The 14,650-nt window shown below is 69.7% G+C and carries 15 protein-coding genes; 11 read left to right on the top strand and 4 right to left on the bottom strand.

The window, feature by feature from the left end:
• The first annotated feature begins 16 nt into the window (after positions 1-16).
• Complete coding sequence (locus tag ACWEQQ_RS19995) at positions 17-646, top strand: hypothetical protein (protein ID WP_452339174.1); 630 nt, start codon at positions 17-19, stop codon at positions 644-646.
• Between the two features lie 49 nt (positions 647-695).
• Here ACWEQQ_RS19995 and dmpG read toward each other — a convergent pair whose 3' ends face one another.
• Genes dmpG through ACWEQQ_RS20010 form a run of 3 tightly spaced genes read right to left on the bottom strand, consistent with a single transcriptional unit; the run spans position 696 to position 3,534 of the window.
• The gene (gene dmpG / locus ACWEQQ_RS20000; RefSeq protein ID WP_452349229.1) at positions 696-1,727 is read right to left on the bottom strand and encodes a 4-hydroxy-2-oxovalerate aldolase; all 1,032 of its coding nucleotides are present in this window, start codon (positions 1,725-1,727) and stop codon (positions 696-698) included.
• The gene (locus tag ACWEQQ_RS20005; RefSeq protein WP_452339172.1) at positions 1,724-2,707 is read right to left on the bottom strand and encodes an acetaldehyde dehydrogenase (acetylating); all 984 of its coding nucleotides are present in this window, start codon (positions 2,705-2,707) and stop codon (positions 1,724-1,726) included. Before ACWEQQ_RS20005 ends, dmpG begins: the two co-directional genes overlap by 4 nt.
• A gap of 5 nt (positions 2,708-2,712) precedes the next feature.
• A complete protein-coding gene (locus ACWEQQ_RS20010) occupies positions 2,713-3,534 on the bottom strand; it encodes a 2-keto-4-pentenoate hydratase (protein ID WP_452349230.1) in 822 nt (273 codons plus the stop codon).
• Positions 3,535-3,676: 142 nt separating this feature from the next.
• Here ACWEQQ_RS20010 and ACWEQQ_RS20015 point away from each other — a divergent pair, with 142 nt between their 5' ends.
• Positions 3,677-4,477: an IclR family transcriptional regulator gene (locus tag ACWEQQ_RS20015; protein WP_452349231.1), complete on the top strand. Its 801-nt coding sequence runs from the start codon at positions 3,677-3,679 to the stop codon at positions 4,475-4,477.
• 7 nt (positions 4,478-4,484) lie between these two features.
• Here ACWEQQ_RS20015 and ACWEQQ_RS20020 read toward each other — a convergent pair whose 3' ends face one another.
• On the bottom strand, positions 4,485-5,468 hold the full coding sequence (locus ACWEQQ_RS20020) for an AfsR/SARP family transcriptional regulator (RefSeq protein WP_452349232.1): 984 nt from the start codon (positions 5,466-5,468) through the stop codon (positions 4,485-4,487).
• 141 nt (positions 5,469-5,609) lie between these two features.
• On the opposite strand from ACWEQQ_RS20020, the gene ACWEQQ_RS20025 reads away from it, so the two are divergent.
• The 9 genes from ACWEQQ_RS20025 (at position 5,610) to ACWEQQ_RS20065 (ending at position 14,644) form a co-directional block, all read left to right on the top strand.
• Entirely contained in the window at positions 5,610-6,206 is a 597-nt protein-coding gene (locus tag ACWEQQ_RS20025) for a TetR/AcrR family transcriptional regulator (RefSeq protein WP_452349233.1), read from the top strand.
• A gap of 242 nt (positions 6,207-6,448) precedes the next feature.
• Positions 6,449-7,381: an ACP S-malonyltransferase gene (fabD, locus tag ACWEQQ_RS20030; RefSeq protein ID WP_452349234.1), complete on the top strand. Its 933-nt coding sequence runs from the start codon at positions 6,449-6,451 to the stop codon at positions 7,379-7,381.
• Between the two features lie 100 nt (positions 7,382-7,481).
• Positions 7,482-7,907 carry an acyl carrier protein gene (locus ACWEQQ_RS20035; RefSeq protein WP_354840754.1) on the top strand — a complete coding sequence of 142 codons (426 nt, stop codon included), beginning with the start codon at positions 7,482-7,484 and terminating at the stop codon, positions 7,905-7,907.
• On the top strand, positions 7,907-8,686 hold the full coding sequence (locus ACWEQQ_RS20040; RefSeq protein WP_452349235.1) for an SDR family NAD(P)-dependent oxidoreductase: 780 nt from the start codon (positions 7,907-7,909) through the stop codon (positions 8,684-8,686). The genes ACWEQQ_RS20035 and ACWEQQ_RS20040 overlap by 1 nt, the downstream gene beginning before the upstream one ends.
• A gap of 21 nt (positions 8,687-8,707) precedes the next feature.
• Positions 8,708-9,157: a 3-hydroxyacyl-ACP dehydratase FabZ family protein gene (locus ACWEQQ_RS20045; protein WP_452339165.1), complete on the top strand. Its 450-nt coding sequence runs from the start codon at positions 8,708-8,710 to the stop codon at positions 9,155-9,157.
• The gene (locus ACWEQQ_RS20050; protein WP_452339164.1) at positions 9,157-10,461 is read left to right on the top strand and encodes a beta-ketoacyl-[acyl-carrier-protein] synthase family protein; all 1,305 of its coding nucleotides are present in this window, start codon (positions 9,157-9,159) and stop codon (positions 10,459-10,461) included. Before ACWEQQ_RS20045 ends, ACWEQQ_RS20050 begins: the two co-directional genes overlap by 1 nt.
• Entirely contained in the window at positions 10,458-10,949 is a 492-nt protein-coding gene (locus tag ACWEQQ_RS20055) for a 3-hydroxyacyl-ACP dehydratase FabZ family protein (protein WP_452349236.1), read from the top strand. Before ACWEQQ_RS20050 ends, ACWEQQ_RS20055 begins: the two co-directional genes overlap by 4 nt.
• The gene (locus tag ACWEQQ_RS20060) at positions 10,946-12,220 is read left to right on the top strand and encodes a beta-ketoacyl-[acyl-carrier-protein] synthase family protein (protein ID WP_452349237.1); all 1,275 of its coding nucleotides are present in this window, start codon (positions 10,946-10,948) and stop codon (positions 12,218-12,220) included. The genes ACWEQQ_RS20055 and ACWEQQ_RS20060 overlap by 4 nt, the downstream gene beginning before the upstream one ends.
• A gap of 18 nt (positions 12,221-12,238) precedes the next feature.
• Entirely contained in the window at positions 12,239-14,644 is a 2,406-nt protein-coding gene (locus ACWEQQ_RS20065; protein WP_452349238.1) for a beta-ketoacyl synthase N-terminal-like domain-containing protein, read from the top strand.
• Positions 14,645-14,650 lie beyond the last annotated feature (6 nt).

Here is a 14,650-nt window from a genome sequence, read left to right on the forward strand (position 1 = left end):
ACGTTACAGTCCGCCCGTGAAATATCTTGTGGGATGCGCAATGGCCCTGTCGTTCGCGGCGGGTTCACCGGTGGCGCAGGCGGATTCCGCACCGACCTGTACCGACACCCCGAACGCCTACACCGCCGGCTGGCAGACCGGCTGGGCCACGTACCAGGCCGAGCAGAAGAGTCCGTCGTCCGGCACGTCGTCGCGGACGGTCGATCTGCCGATCACCATCAATGCGCCGATCGCCAAGGTATGGACGGTGTACTCGAACCTGCGCAACGACATCGGGCGGCATCCGTTCCTGAAGGACATCATCGTGCATCGCACCTGCACCGACGGCGCCACCGAGACCATCGATTTCACCGCGCTGGAGAACATCCCGATGGGCTCGGTCGACTACCCCGCGAAAACCCAGGCCGAACAGCGCCTCTACCCGGTCGATCACTACTACCTCACCGACAGCTACGACTCGCCCGGCGTCATCACCCATCAGAAGGTCACCTTCGTCGACAACGGCAACGGCACCACCTCGGTGAACGAGCACCTCACCTTCATCGCCAACCCGCTGCTCATCAACTTCACCGTCGACAACGGCGTCTCATCCCACCAGGCGTACCAGGCGGCGCTGAAACGCGACATCGAAAACGGCACCCTCTGAATGCGGAAAGGCCCGGTCCTGATGGACCGGGCCTTTCTCGTTTCACACGTCAGGAAAGGGCTGTCGCCCTGTCGGCGGCGGGGAGCAGGTCCAGGGCTATGTCGACGATCAGGTCCTCCTGTCCGCCGACCAGTCCGCGGCGTCCCACCTCGAGCAGGATCGTGCGCACGTCGATGCCGTAGCGCCGCGACGCCGTTTCGGCATGGCGCAGGAAGGACGAGTAGACCCCGGCGTACCCGAGGGTGAGGGTTTCGCGGTCTACCCGCACCGGACGATCCTGCAGCGGCCGCACCAGGTCGTCGGCGGCGTCTTGCAGAGCGAACAGATCGCAGTTGTGCTTCCAGCCGGCCAGGTCGGCGACCGCGACGAAGGGTTCGATCGGGCAGTTGCCCGCCCCCGCGCCGTGTCCGGCGAGCGAGGCATCGACCCGGGTGACGCCTTCTTCGACCGCCACCACCGAATTGGCCACCGAGAGCGAGAGGTTCTCGTGCGCGTGAATGCCGATCTCGGTACCCGGATCGAGCGCCTGACGGTAGGCGCGAACCCGGTCACGGACACCGTTCATGGTCAGCCGGCCACCGGAATCGGTGACGTAAACGCACTGCGCCCCATACGATTCCATCATTTTCGCCTGTTCGGCGAGGCGAGCCGGTTCGGCCATGTGCGACATCATCAGGAATCCGGAGACGTCCATGCCGAGTTCCCGTGCGGTGGCGATGTGCTGGGCCGACACATCGGCTTCGGTGCAGTGGGTGGCCACGCGCACCGACCGGACGCCCAGCCGGTAGGCCTGCTTCAGTTCTTCGATGGTGCCGATGCCGGGCAGCAGCAGTGTGGTCAGCCGAGCGTTCGTGAGATTGGCGGCGGCGGCCTCGATCCATTCCCAGTCGGTGTTGCTCCCCGGCCCGTAGTTCAAGCTGCCTCCGGCGAGACCGTCGCCGTGGGCGACTTCGATGCCGTCGACACCCGCCGCGTCGAGCGCGGCCACGATCCGGCCGACGTCGTCGGGCGTGATGCGATGGCGCACCGCGTGCATGCCGTCGCGGAGTGTGACGTCCTGGATGAACAGCCGGGTGGTCATCGGAGCGCTTCCTGTTCTGCCGGGGCGGCGGTGATCGTGTCGGCGATGGATTCGGCGTAGCGCACCGCCGCCGAGGTCATGATGTCGAGGTTGCCGGCGTATGCCGGGAGATAGTGGGCGGCTCCTTCGACTTCCAGGAAGACCGACACCTGATGCGTGGGCGCGGCCGCCGTGTCCGGGCCGAGCAGGGTGCGCACCGGTTGATCCTGCGGCACGGCGCTGATCTGAACTCGCTGCTTGAGGCGGTAGCCGGGCACGTAGGTGGCCACCTGCGCGACCATCTGCTCCACCGATTCGCGAATCGCCCGGTGCGTGCCGGCATCGGGCGCCGTGATCAGGCACAGCACCGTATCGCGCATGATCAGCGGCGGGTCCGCGGGATTGAGGATGATGATGGCCTTGCCGCGCTGGGCGCCACCGACCGTTTCGATCGCGTGCGCGGTGGTCTCGGTGAACTCGTCGATATTGGCGCGGGTACCCGGCCCCGCGGACTTCGAGGCGATGGACGCGACGATCTCGGCGTAGGCGACGGGTGCGACGCGGGAGACGGCGGCGACGATCGGGATGGTGGCCTGCCCGCCGCAGGTGACCATGTTGACGTTGGGCGCGTGGCGATGTTCGTCGAGGTTCACCGCCGGTACGACGAAAGGGCCGAGCGCGGCCGGCGTCAGATCGATCAGGCGTTTGCCGAGCGGTTCGAGTACCGCGGCGTGGGCGGCGTGGGCTTTGGCGGAGGTCGCGTCGAAGACCACGTCGATCTCGTCGAAGTTCGGCAGTTTCAGCAGACCCTCGACGCCGTCGGCCGTGGTCGGGATGCCGAACCGGCGGGCGCGGGCGAGTCCGTCGGATTCCGGGTCGATGCCGACCATCGCACCCATCGTCAGCACGTCCGAGTGCCGGATCACCTTGATCATGAGATCGGTGCCGATGTTGCCCGACCCGATCACCGCGACCTGCAGCCCGGCGGGTTTGTCGTTCATGGTTCTCACTCCTGGACGAAGTTCGCGGTCACCGAGCCGAGTCCGGTGATGTCCGCGGTGACGGTGGCGGGGCCCTGAATCGGGGCCATGGGTCCGAGCGCTCCGGAGAGCACGATCTGCCCGGCGCGCAATGGCCGGCCGAACTCGCGGGTGGTCCGTGCCAGCCAGGCCAGGGCGTGCAGCGGGTCGCCGAGGCAGGCGGCGCCGGTTCCGGTCGACATGGGGACACCGTCGATCGCCATCCGCATCTGCACCGAAACGGGGTCGAAGGCATCGAGGGTGCGGCGTTCGGAGCCGAGGACGAACAGGCCGCTGGAGGCGTTGTCGGCGACGGTGTCGCCGAAGGTGATGTCCCAGCCCGCGATGCGGCTGTCGACGATCTCGAGCGCGGCCACCGCGTAGCCGACCGCGCCGCGAACCTGCTCGTCGTCGAGCGAGCCGTCCACCAGATCCTGTGCGAGCACGAACGCGACTTCGGCTTCGACCTTCGGTTGCAGCAGCCGGCTCAGCGGCACGGGCGTGTCCTGCCGGTAGTGCATGTCGTCGAACAACACTCCGAAATCCGGTTGGTCGACGCCGAGCTGCCGCTGCACGGCCGGGGAGGTCAGGCCGATCTTGCGGCCGACGACCTGGGCGCCTGCCGCGATGCGCTCGGCGGTCAGCAGTTCCTGCACCGCATATGCCGCGGCCACGTCGTCGCCACCGATCAGATCGCGTACCGGCGCGCACGGGGTGCCGGAGCGGGCAGCCGCGCCGAGCATGTCGGCGGCGATCACGGCGGTGTCCGCGTCCGCGGAGCGTCGGTCAAGGCTTGGAGGTAGTGGCATCGGAAACCCCGGATTCGTGACGAAGGCTGGAACAGCGATCTCACTGTCGCCGCAGGCAGGACGCACCCGCCAGCATTCCGTTCCACTGAGCCGAACGCGCGCCGGATAGAGTGGGCTGGGCCCGCAGGGTTGGAGGTCGACGATGTCATCTGCAGTTGCCGGTCGAGTGGTGGACGGTTCGACCGTTCTGGGCAAGACCATGGCGGTCCTCGAGGCGTTCTCGATCGACGACTCCCCGTTGAGCCTCGCCGAACTCGCGCGGCGGACCCGCATTCCGAAAGGCACCCTGCACCGGGTGCTGTCGGACATGGTGACGGTGCGGCTCCTGGACCGGACCGAGGCCGGATATCGGCTCGGCGGGCATCTGTTCGAGCTGGGAATGCGCGCGTCGGTCGAGCGGAGTTTGCTCGAGGTGGCGATTCCCTTCCTCGAGGAGCTGAACGCGCGCATTCACGAGACCGTGCATCTGGGCGTCCTCGACGGCACGGATGTCGTGTACCTGACGAAGATCGGCGGACGCCGGCAGGCCAGCGCTCCGTCCCGGATCGGAGGCCGCATGCCGGTGCACTGCACCGCCATCGGCAAGGTGTTGCTGGCCAATGCCGATGCGGCGCTCCGGGATCAGGTACTGGCGGGGCCGCTGCGTCGCTACACTCCGCGGACGCTGGTCCAGCCGGGCACACTGCGCAAACAGCTCGATCGGATCGCGGCCGACGGCGTGGCCTTCGAATTCGAGGAGTCGGCCCCCGGCCTGGTGTGCGTGTCCGCGCCGATCCGCGACGCGGACCAGGTGGTGGCGGCGATCAGTGTGGCGGGCCCGTCCCACCGGTTCCATCCGGACGCCCACGCGGCATCGGTCCGCGCGGCCGCCGAGGGAATCGGCCTCACCCTCACCCGGCGGGCCCGGCTGTTGCGCACGCCCACCGCGCTCCCCGGCAGCTGATCCGCGGTCAGGCGATCGAGCCCAGGCGATTCGAGACGCCGTCGCGAGCCCGGCGGCCCACACCGACCGGGCGGGAACCCTCCAGGAATTCGCTGCCGAGCAGGCGATGTCGCAGCGATCGCGTGTCCTGATTGGGATCGATTTCGAACTGCTCCCGCAGACGTTGCGCACACAGCGCGTACCACTGTTCCGCCTGCTGCAGCTCCCCGCGCCGGGCGTGGATCGTCATCAGCCGGCGAAAAGCCGCCTCGTTCGCCGTATCGATGGCCAGCGTGCGGCGGCACGCGTCGGCGGCGTCGGCGAGTTCTCCTGCCTCGAGCGCGTATTCGGCCAGCGTGTGCAACGCGCTCAGGATCATCGAACGCAGCCAGTGCCGGTGTTCGATCACCCAACTGTCGGATTCGCCGTCGAGAAACTCGCCCGAGTAGAGTGCGGCGGCCCGTCGATACAGGTCCAGCGCCTCCTCCCGCAGGCCCCGCGCGGCGGCCTCACGCGCGGCCGCCGTATACCGCTCGAATTCCTGGCAATCGACGATCACATCGTCACTCACGTCCATGATGTAGCCGAAATCCCGGAACTCGATCTGCAGGTCGTGCCGTTCGGTTCCGAAGTGGGTATCCAATGTTCTGCGCAGGGCGTGCACCGTAACCTTCAACGACGTACTGGGCCCATCGATGTCCGGCCACAACAACTCTCGTAGCCGATCCTTGCCCACGACGCTGTTGCGGTTCACGAGCAGCACTCCGAACAGTGATCGAGCCTTGCTCGCACGCCACCGGACACAATCCGCACCGGAGGCCGAAATAGCGAACTCGCCCATCAGTTTGACATGGATCACCCGTTCACCAGATGCTTTCAATGAAACTCCTTGCGTCATGGGCGAACCGCAGAAATATTCAAATCTATTTCGCCACAATCCATCTCGCATCCCATTTCCGCTGGCGGCAATGTTCGCACGGCCAACTTGCCTGCGCAAGTGGATGTTTCGCAAATTGGCCCCAGTCGCGAGACTTCTTCGCGCGAACCACGAAACAGTAATGTTTCCTTCACGCCGCTACCTGGCGGATCGGACGAAAAGTCATGTTCCGCTCATGTTTTGCGGCCACGCCGAGTCGTCTGCGATCATGGTCGCGTGTCCGAGCTGGGGCGCCTCCGACGCGCACCTGTGCAGTCGCGCAGCAGGGAACGTGTCGAGCGCATCCTGGACGCGGCGCGGGAACTCGTGGACGAACACGGCGTGGACGCCGTGACGACCCGCGTGATCGCCGAGCGCGCCGGCGTGCCGATCGCGACGCTCTACCAGTTCTTCGCCAATCGGGAGGCGGTGTTCCGCCAGCTACTCGACCGCGACCTGGACCGAATCGACCGGCGGGTCGCGGCGGAGATCGAAACGCTTCGCGCGGACAGCATCCCGCACGCGATCGACCTGTTCGCCGCCGTGCATCGCACCCACTTCCTGCGGCATCTCGAATTCGTCGCGCTCTATTTCGCCTACGGCGACAGCGACGTGGTCCACGTCCATCAGCGCCGTTGCGCGCACTCGTTCGGCCACCTGCTGCTGAAATCCGGGGTGATGCCCGCACACACCGATCCCCGGGTGTTCGGGGTCGCGATCGCGATCGCCGAGGGCACCATCGAACACGCCTACCGGGACGCTCCCCGCAACGAGTGGGTGGTCAGCCAGGGCCGGCTGGTACTGCGGCTCTATCTCGAAAGCCACTGCGGCTGAGCCCCGATCACGCCCGCTGACCCCTAACCCGGTCCTAACCGCCCCTGGTTAGCGTCGCGCCATGTCCAGTTACCGCACGAGCAGCGGCCGGCCGAAAAGCGGGCGTCGCTCAGATAGTTACTGCGTGTTTGGTTTTCCTCGAGGACTGCTCGAGCCGGGATTCACATACTCGGGGCGAGAACAGCGACGTTCGGGATTTGTCTCGCAGTAGCCGTGGCTACCAGCAGGATTCGGAAGACAACATGAACGCCAGTGTGATCGCCATGTTTCCCGGCCAGGGTTCCCAGCGCGAGGGCATGGCCGCCCACCTGATCCGGGAACACCCCGGCACGGCGGGGGTGGTATTCGAGCGCGCCGACGAGGTGCTGGGCCTGCCCCTGGGCAAGCTGTGCACCGAAGGTGACGCGGAACAGTTGCGGGCCACCGAGATCGCGCAACCCGCGATCCTGGCCACCTCCTTCGCAATCTTCGAGGTGCTGCGCGCCGCGGGCTTCTCCCCCGACATGGTGACCGGGCACAGCCTCGGCGAGTTCACCGCGCTGGTCGCGGCCGGGGTGCTGGACCTCGCCGACGCGCTGACCCTGGTGCGGCGCCGGGGCGAGCTGATGGCGGAAATCGCCGCGGCGATACCGGGCGCCATGACGGCCGTGTCCGGGGTGCCCGCGGCGCGGATCGAGGAGATCTGCGCGGGAGTGGCCGGCGTGGTCGAACTCGCCAACTACAACGCCCCCGATCAGTCGGTCATCTCCGGCACGGCGGAGGCGGTGGACGCCGCCGTGGAGTTACTGCGCGAGGAAGGCGCGGGCTCCTTGGTCGCGCTGCGGGTCGCAGCGCCGTTCCATTGCTCGCTCATGGCCGCGCTGGAGGAGCGGTTCGCGGCCGACCTGCATCGCGCCGAATTCCGCGACCCCGCCATCGATGTCCTCAGTTCCGTTACCGCGCAGCAGATTTCGAGTGGCAATGACGCCCGCGACCTACTGCGCCGGCAGCTCACCGCTCCCGTCCGCTGGATCGAGGTGATCGGCACCGCCGCCGATCTCGGCTGCACCGACTACCTCGAGATCGGTCCCGGACGCGTGCTGTCCGGGCTCGCCAACCGCATGCTGAGCGCGGCCACCGTGCGCAGCACCCAGGACGCCCGCCGCATCGCCGCGGCCATCGCCGCCTACGCCTGATCCGCCGAATCCGACCGATTTCCCGGCCGATCCCCACCCCTGTGGCGTCCCGCGCCCCAGGGGACCCAACGGTGTCCCCACCACGAAGGAAGAGATAACCATGCCCGAAACCAGCACCGATTTCGCTCCCGCCGTCATCGACGCGATCGCCGACGCCCTGGGCATCGACCAGTCCGAGGTGACCCTCGACGCCACCCTCATCGACGAGCTGGGCGCGGAATCCATCGACCTGCTCGACATCCTGTTCCGCATCCACCGCGACACCGGCGTGAAGATCGCCGTCGCCGATGTCCAGGAGCTGCTGCAGGGCGGCATCCCCGACGACGAGTTCGGTGACGAGAACGAGATCGTCTCCGACATCGGCCTCGCACACCTGGAAAAGGTGCTGCCGCAGTTCGATCGGACCAAGCTGAACGGCCCGCTGCGCGGTGAGCAGGTGCTCGGCCTGGTCACCGTGCGCAATCTGGTGGACCTGGTCGCCCAGCGCGCCGCCGCCGGTCCGGCCGACGCCGAGGCTGTCGCCTGATGTCCGGCGACTTCGCCGGCCGGGTCGCGCTGGTCACCGGCGCGTCCCGGGGCATCGGGCGGGCCGTGGCCCTGACCCTGGCCGGTCGCGGCGCGGCCGTGGCCGTCAACTACCGCTCCCACAAGGACGAGGCCCTCGAGGTGGTCGCCGAGATCGAGGGCTCCGGCGGGCGCGCGGTCGCCATCGGGGCCGATGTCGCCGACGGCGGCGCGGCCCACGACCTGGTGGAGCAGACGCGAGAACAGTTGGGCGGCTTGCACATTCTGGTCAACAACGCGGGCATCACCCGCGACGGCCTGCTGCACGACATGGATCCCGAGGTGTGGTGGGAGGTCATCCGGGTGAACCTGGGTGGCGCGTTCAACTGCACCCATGCCGCGGCCGGGCACCTCATGGCCCAGGGCGAGGGCTCGATCGTGAACGTGTCGTCGATCATGGGCGAGAAGGGGCTCACCGGGCAGTCCAACTACTCCACCTCCAAGGGCGCGATGAACGCCTTCACGCTGGCCTGCGCGGTGGAGATGGCCCGGTTCGGGGTCCGGGTGAATGCCGTTCTGGGCGGGGTGATCCCGACCGATCTGATCGGCGACCTGCTGCAGCGCGACGGCGGACGCGGGCGCACCCATGTCCCCATGCGCCGGTACGGGACCGTCGAGCAGGTCGCCGAGGCGGTGGCCTTTCTTGCGAGTCCGGCCGCCGACTACGTCACCGGCGAATTGCTGCGCGTGGACGGCGGACTGGCGGTGCAGCTCAGCAATGGCCGCCTGGTCTCCCGCTGAATCGGAAAAGGAGTGACTGCCATGCGATTTCATCTCATCGACCGCATCGAGTCCTGGGAACCGTTGCAGCACATCACCGCTCGCAAACTCACCTCGGTCTACGAGAACGTCTGGCAGCCCTCCGCCGCCGGCCCGGTGCTGCCCTTCGGCCTGGCGCTGGAGGCGCTGTGCCAGGCCGGCGCCTGGCTGGTACTGCTGAGTTCGGCGCACACCCGCCGGGCCGCGCTGCTCACCGTGGGCGAGGTGACCGTGTACCGCGACGCGGTGCCCGGTGACGTGCTGCGCATGACCGCACAGGTGGTGCACGCGACGCCGGAGGCGGCGGTGGTGGACGGCTGGATCGAGGTGGACGGCGAGCGAATCATGTTCGCCCGCAACATCATGTGCGCCCTCATCGAGGCCGATCGGCTCGACGATCCGGTCGACACCGAACGGATGGCGCGCCAGCTGCTCGGCGAGGAGCTGGTCTGATGAGTGCCACGAACGCGGCGGGACTGCGGCGGGTGGCCGTGACGGGCGTGGGAGCGGTCACCCCCCTGGGCGTCGACGCGCCGACCACCTGGGCCGGAATGGTGGCGGGCCGCAATGCCATCGGGACATTGACCACCTTCGACTGCACCACCTTCCCGGTCCGGATCGCCGGGCTGGTGCCCGACTCCTTCGATCCGGCCACCGCTGTCCCGGCAGCCGCCGACCGGCGCTGGGTGTCACGACCGGGGTTGTTCGGGCTCGCCGCGACCGGCGAGGCCCTGCGGTCGGCGGGTCTGGACCCGCTCACCGAGACCCGCTACGCGCCGTCGGATCGCGGTGTCGCCATGGGCGCGAGCGTGGGCCGCCCGGATCTGAACCTGGTGCTGAAGGTATCCGAATTGCGTTCTCGCACCGGGCAATCCGACGCCTTCGTGCGGCCCTCGCCGTCGGCGACCCTGACCGGGAATCAGAACCTGGCGCTCAATGCCATGGTGCGGCTGATCGGCGCGACCGGGCCCATGGTGGGCATCCACACCGCCTGCGCCGGCTCCGGGCACGCCCTCGGCGAGGCATTCCGGCTGATCCAGGAGGGCGATGCCCGCATGATGGTGGCGGGCGGTTACGACTCGCTCACCACCTGGGCCGACATTCTCGGATTCGGTCTGCTGGGCGCGATGACCGACCGCTACAACGACAATCCCGCCAAGGCGTCCCGGCCCTTCGACGCCGACCGCAGCGGGTTCGTCATCGGCGAGGGCGCCGTGGCCTTCGTCCTGGAGGATCTCGAGTCCGCGCTGGATCGCGGTGCCCCGATCCTGGGCGAGTTGCTCGGGTACGGGTCCACCATGAACGCCTGGCGCATCACCGACTCGCCACCGGACGGCTCGGGCGCGATCGAGGCCATGGAGTCCGCGCTCGGCGAATCTGGCTTGGGCACAGCCGATATCGACTACATCGCCGCGCACGGCACCAGCACGCCGGGCAATGACGTCTCCGAGACCCGGGCGATCAAGAAGGTCTTCGGCGACGACGCGCACCGGCTGGTGGTGTCCTCCCCCAAATCCATGACCGGGCATCTCACCGCCGCCGCGGCGGCGCTCAATCTGCTGGCGGCGCTGGGCGCGCTCCGGGATTCGGTGGTGCCGCCCACCCTGAATCTGGATACCCCGGACCGGGCACTGGATCTCGACTACGTCCCCCATCGCGCGCGCTCCATGCCGGTGCGCGCGGCCATGATCAATGCCCTCGCGTTCGGCGGTTCCAATACCTGCCTCGTGGTGGGCACACCCCAGGAGCTGCCATGACCGCGTCCTACACCGTGCCCACCGCACTCCCGACGCCCGCCGAAGTCCCGGCCGCGGGTATCGGCACCCCGGGATTCGATCGAATCCTGGAGGTGAGTCCCGGAATTCGCGCCGAGGCCCTGCTGAACGTGACCGGCACCCTGCCGTTCTTCGACACCCATTTCCCGCGCCGGCCCATCCTGCCCGGCGTGCTGCTGACCGAGAGCATGATCGCGCTGGCCGTGCTCGCGGCCGGCGATCCGCTGCTGCGGCTGCGGGCCGCGGAGGGGCTGCGCTTCCGGCGCTTCGTGACGCCCGGTGACCAGGTGCGCATCACCGTCGAAACGGCCGGTGCCGGCCCGGATCCCGCCGAATCGCGGTGGAAGGCCACCGCTCGCGTGGGCGAGGCCACCGTCGCGGCCGTCCGCACCCTGCGCCTGGTCCGCGGGCCCGTCGCGGAAGCGAATGGGAGCACCGCGAACGGGCGTACCGCCGAGGCGAAGTCGTGAACGCGCGGCGCGTCGTGATCACCGGGATCGGTCTGGTCACGGCGCTCGGCGAAGGAGCGGACGACACCTGGTCGGCGATCGTGGCCGGGCGCACCGCCATCGGCCCCCTGCGCGCCTACGATCCGTCGCCGCTGCGCACCCGGCTCGGCGCGGAGATCCCCGACTTCGACCCCAGCCGGTTCCTGTCGCTGCGCTCCATGCGCACCTCCACCCGCGGCGACCAGTACGGCGTCGCGGCGGCCACCCTCGCGCTGCGGGACGCGGGACTCGAGGATCGCGACCTCGGCCACCGCACCGGCCTGTATCTCGGTGGGAACAAGGACATCTGCCAGCGCGACGACTCGATTGCCGATATGGAGGCCATCCGCGGCGCGGACGGCGGACCGGACATGCGGCGGCTCGGGGAGCTGGCCCGCTCGATCGTGCCGCCCCTGGCGTACGTGGAGGGTTTGCAGAACGGCGGGACCTACCACATCTCCTCGCTGTTCGGCCTGCGCGGACCCAATGCCTTCTATGCGGGCGCGGCGGATTCCGGGGCGACCGCGATCGGGCGGGCCATGCGGGCGATCCGCCGGGGCGAGGCCGATATCGCGGTGGCGGGCGGGTACGACGACGCCACCAACTGGTGGGCCATGGCCAAACTGGACGGGCTCGGGGTGCTCTCGCCGCGCAACGACCTGGGCGACACGGCTTTTCGCCCCTTCGATAGGGAGCACAGCGGTTCGGTCATCGGTGACGGCGCGGCGATCCTGATCCTCGAAGAGCGTGATCGGGCACTGCGACGCGGCGCGCGCTGTTATGCCGAGCTCGCGGGCTACGGCATGGGCAACGACTGTGTGCGCGTACCCGCCTCCGACCGGGACGGACGGGGACTGGCCCGCGCCATCTCGGCGGCCCTGTCCGACGCCGGAGCGCCGGCGGTGGACGCCGTGTTCTCCCACGGCTGCGCCACCGCGCTCGGCGATACCAGTGAGGTGCGCGCCCTGCGCACCGCCCTCGGTCCCGAAGCCCACGGCGCCGCGGTGACCAGCGTCAAACCACAGACCGGTCACCTGGTGGGCGGAGCCGGTGCGCTCAATGCCGCACTCGCGGGACTGGCCCTGGACTCCGGCGTCGTGCCCGCCACCGGCAACCACGAAACACCCGCGCCCGGCTGCGATCTCGACATCGTGTCCGGCGCCGCGCGCCAGGCGAATCCGCGGGTCGCGCTGGCCCTGGCCCGTGGCTTGGAGGGCCAGGCCGTGGCGCTCACCCTCACCGCATCGAACTGACCGACAGGAACTTCGGCCATGCACGAAACCCCTCATCCCGCGCCGCACCGGCGCATCGTGATCACCTCGCTCGGCGCGATCACCGCGCACGGCGTCGGCGCGGAGGAACTGTGGCAGCGGGTGCGCGGCGGCGAGGTGGCCATCCGGCCGCTGCGCGAGCTCGCGGTGCCCGGACTCGCCGGGGCCATCGGCGGCGAGATCCTCGACCCGCCGCGCCCCAAATACGACTACCTCACGCCGCTGGGTCTCACCGACCCGGAACCCGCCGTCGACTACGCGCTCATCGCGGCGGAGGAGGCCATGGCGGGCGCGGGTCTGGGCGTGCTCGAGGACGGCGCGCCACCACGACCGGACGCCCTGCCCGCGCACCGGTGGGGGGTGGCGTTCGGCAGCTGCAACAGCGGAATCCGCAGTGCCGAGAAGGCGGTGCGCCGCGCGGTCGCCGCCGGCCGGTCCGTCGACGCGGACGGGCTCGGTCTCGGTGACGACCGGCATCTGCTGCTGGTGCCGCCACAGTTCTGCGCGGAGGCGCTCAGCGCGGCGTTCGGGCTGAAAGGTCCTGTGCTGTCGGTGAATACCGCGTGCGCGTCCAGCGCTCACGCGCTGGCGCACGCGGTCGAACAGATCCGCGCGGGCCGGGCCGACGCCATGCTGGTGGGCGGCAGCGACGCGCTCACGGAGATGGCCTACTACGGATTCACCAGCGTCGAATCGCTGTCCACGCGCCCGGCCCGGCCGTATTCCCGTGATCGCGACGGGCTTTCGCTCGGCGCGGGCGCGGGCATGATGGTGCTGGCGGCCGCCGAGGTGGCGCTGGCGGCCGGTGCGCCGATCATCGCCGAGGTGCTCGGCTACGGCATGTCGGCCGACGGCTACCACGCCACGGCCCCGCATCCGCAGGGCGCGGGCGCGGCCCGGGCGATTCGCGCGGCCATCGACACCGCCGGTCTCGCGCCCGAGGACGTGCCCTACATCAACGGCCACGGCACCGGCACGCCGAAAAATGATGCGGCGGAGAGCAATGCGGTGCGGGCCGCACTGGGCGAGGCCGCGTCGACGGTGGTGCTCAGCAGCACCAAGTCCATGATCGGCCATCTGCTGGGTGCGGCCGGGGCGGTCGAGGCCATCGTGACCATCCTCGGGCTGCGCGATGAAATGGTCCCGCCGACAGCCGGTTTCGCCGAGACCGACCCGGCCTGCGGCCTGGACCCGGCACCCGAGGCGCGGGCGCTGCCCATGCGGGTCGCGGCGTCGAACAACTTCGCGTTCGCCGGAGCCAATGCCTGTGTGGTGTACGGCCGGCCCGGTACCGCCCGCACCGATCTCGACCCCGTCGCCGCCGACGAGGTCGTCGTCACCGGGATCGGCGTGCTGATCGGCGGGGCATCCGATGCCGATCAACTCTGGGACGCCTGGACCGGTGACACCGTGCCTACGGAGGCGCACCAGGGATTACGGCTCGCCCGCGTCGGCACCGACCCGGGTGCCGACATACCGGCCAAGGCCCGCCGGCGCATGGACCGCCTCGGGCAGCTGGCGGTCGCGACCAGTCAGCAGGCGCTCGCCGCGGCCGGACTCACCGCCCACGAGGGCGTGGGTGTGGTCGTCGGCACCGGCATCGGGCCGATGAGCAGCATTTCCCGATTCTTCGAACCGACCGTGCTCGGCGGACCCGCCCAGGGCAGCCCCGCCATCTTCCCCAATACCGTCTTCAATGCCGCCGCCGGGCAGGTGGCCATGGCCCTGGGGGCCAAGGGCCCGACCTCCACCCTGACCTCGGGCCACGCCGCCGGGGCCGCCGCCCTCGGGACCGCGTTCGACCTGCTGCGCGCCGGACGCGCGGACGCCGTGCTGTGCACGGGCGCGGACGAGCTGTCCCCCTACGCCCTCGACGCGTACCGGGGCGCGGGGCTTTTCACCGGCCGGCACGGCCGGGGCTTCCGGCTCGCCGAGGGCAGCGTCACCCTGCTGCTGGAGCGGGCCTCGGCGGCGCGGCAGCGGGGCGCCACCCCGATCGCGGTGCTCGCCGGGTACGCGACCACCTCCGATGCCCTGGGCATCGCCCGGTGGGATCCGCGCGGGCGCGGGATGGAACGGGCCATGCGCGACGCCCTGGCCGCGGCCGGGGTATCCCCCGCCGATCTCTCCGCCGTCTGGACCGCCGCGGCGGGCCTGCCCGTGGTGGACGGCCCGGAGCGGCGTGCCATCGACCGGCTCGGTCTCAGCGCGAATTGCGCCCGGCCCGAACCGAAGCGGGTCCTGGGCGATCCCATCGGCGCGGGCGCGCAACTGGCCGCCGCGCTGGCCATCACCGCCTGGCAGCGCGGCGGCGACCACGGCCCGGTGCTGGTCAACGGCTCCTCGCTGGGCGGCACCCACACCAGTTTCGTGCTGCGGCATCCCGCCGCGGTCATCCACTCGTGAACGGAG

Source organism: Nocardia sp. NPDC004123 (assembly GCF_053603795.1).

Excerpts from the sequence above, each read along its gene's own strand:
- dmpG (WP_452349229.1), bottom strand. The coding sequence starts at position 1,727 with ATGACCACCCGGCTGTTCATCCAGGACGTCACACTCCGCGACGGCATG.
- ACWEQQ_RS20005 (WP_452339172.1), bottom strand. The coding sequence starts at position 2,707 with ATGAACGACAAACCCGCCGGGCTGCAGGTCGCGGTGATCGGGTCGGGC.
- ACWEQQ_RS20010 (WP_452349230.1), bottom strand. The coding sequence starts at position 3,534 with ATGCCACTACCTCCAAGCCTTGACCGACGCTCCGCGGACGCGGACACC.
- ACWEQQ_RS20015 (WP_452349231.1), top strand. The coding sequence starts at position 3,677 with ATGTCATCTGCAGTTGCCGGTCGAGTGGTGGACGGTTCGACCGTTCTG.
- fabD (WP_452349234.1), top strand. The coding sequence starts at position 6,449 with ATGAACGCCAGTGTGATCGCCATGTTTCCCGGCCAGGGTTCCCAGCGC.
- ACWEQQ_RS20035 (WP_354840754.1), top strand. The coding sequence starts at position 7,482 with ATGCCCGAAACCAGCACCGATTTCGCTCCCGCCGTCATCGACGCGATC.
- ACWEQQ_RS20040 (WP_452349235.1), top strand. The coding sequence starts at position 7,907 with ATGTCCGGCGACTTCGCCGGCCGGGTCGCGCTGGTCACCGGCGCGTCC.
- ACWEQQ_RS20045 (WP_452339165.1), top strand. The coding sequence starts at position 8,708 with ATGCGATTTCATCTCATCGACCGCATCGAGTCCTGGGAACCGTTGCAG.
- ACWEQQ_RS20050 (WP_452339164.1), top strand. The coding sequence starts at position 9,157 with ATGAGTGCCACGAACGCGGCGGGACTGCGGCGGGTGGCCGTGACGGGC.
- ACWEQQ_RS20055 (WP_452349236.1), top strand. The coding sequence starts at position 10,458 with ATGACCGCGTCCTACACCGTGCCCACCGCACTCCCGACGCCCGCCGAA.
- ACWEQQ_RS20065 (WP_452349238.1), top strand. The coding sequence starts at position 12,239 with ATGCACGAAACCCCTCATCCCGCGCCGCACCGGCGCATCGTGATCACC.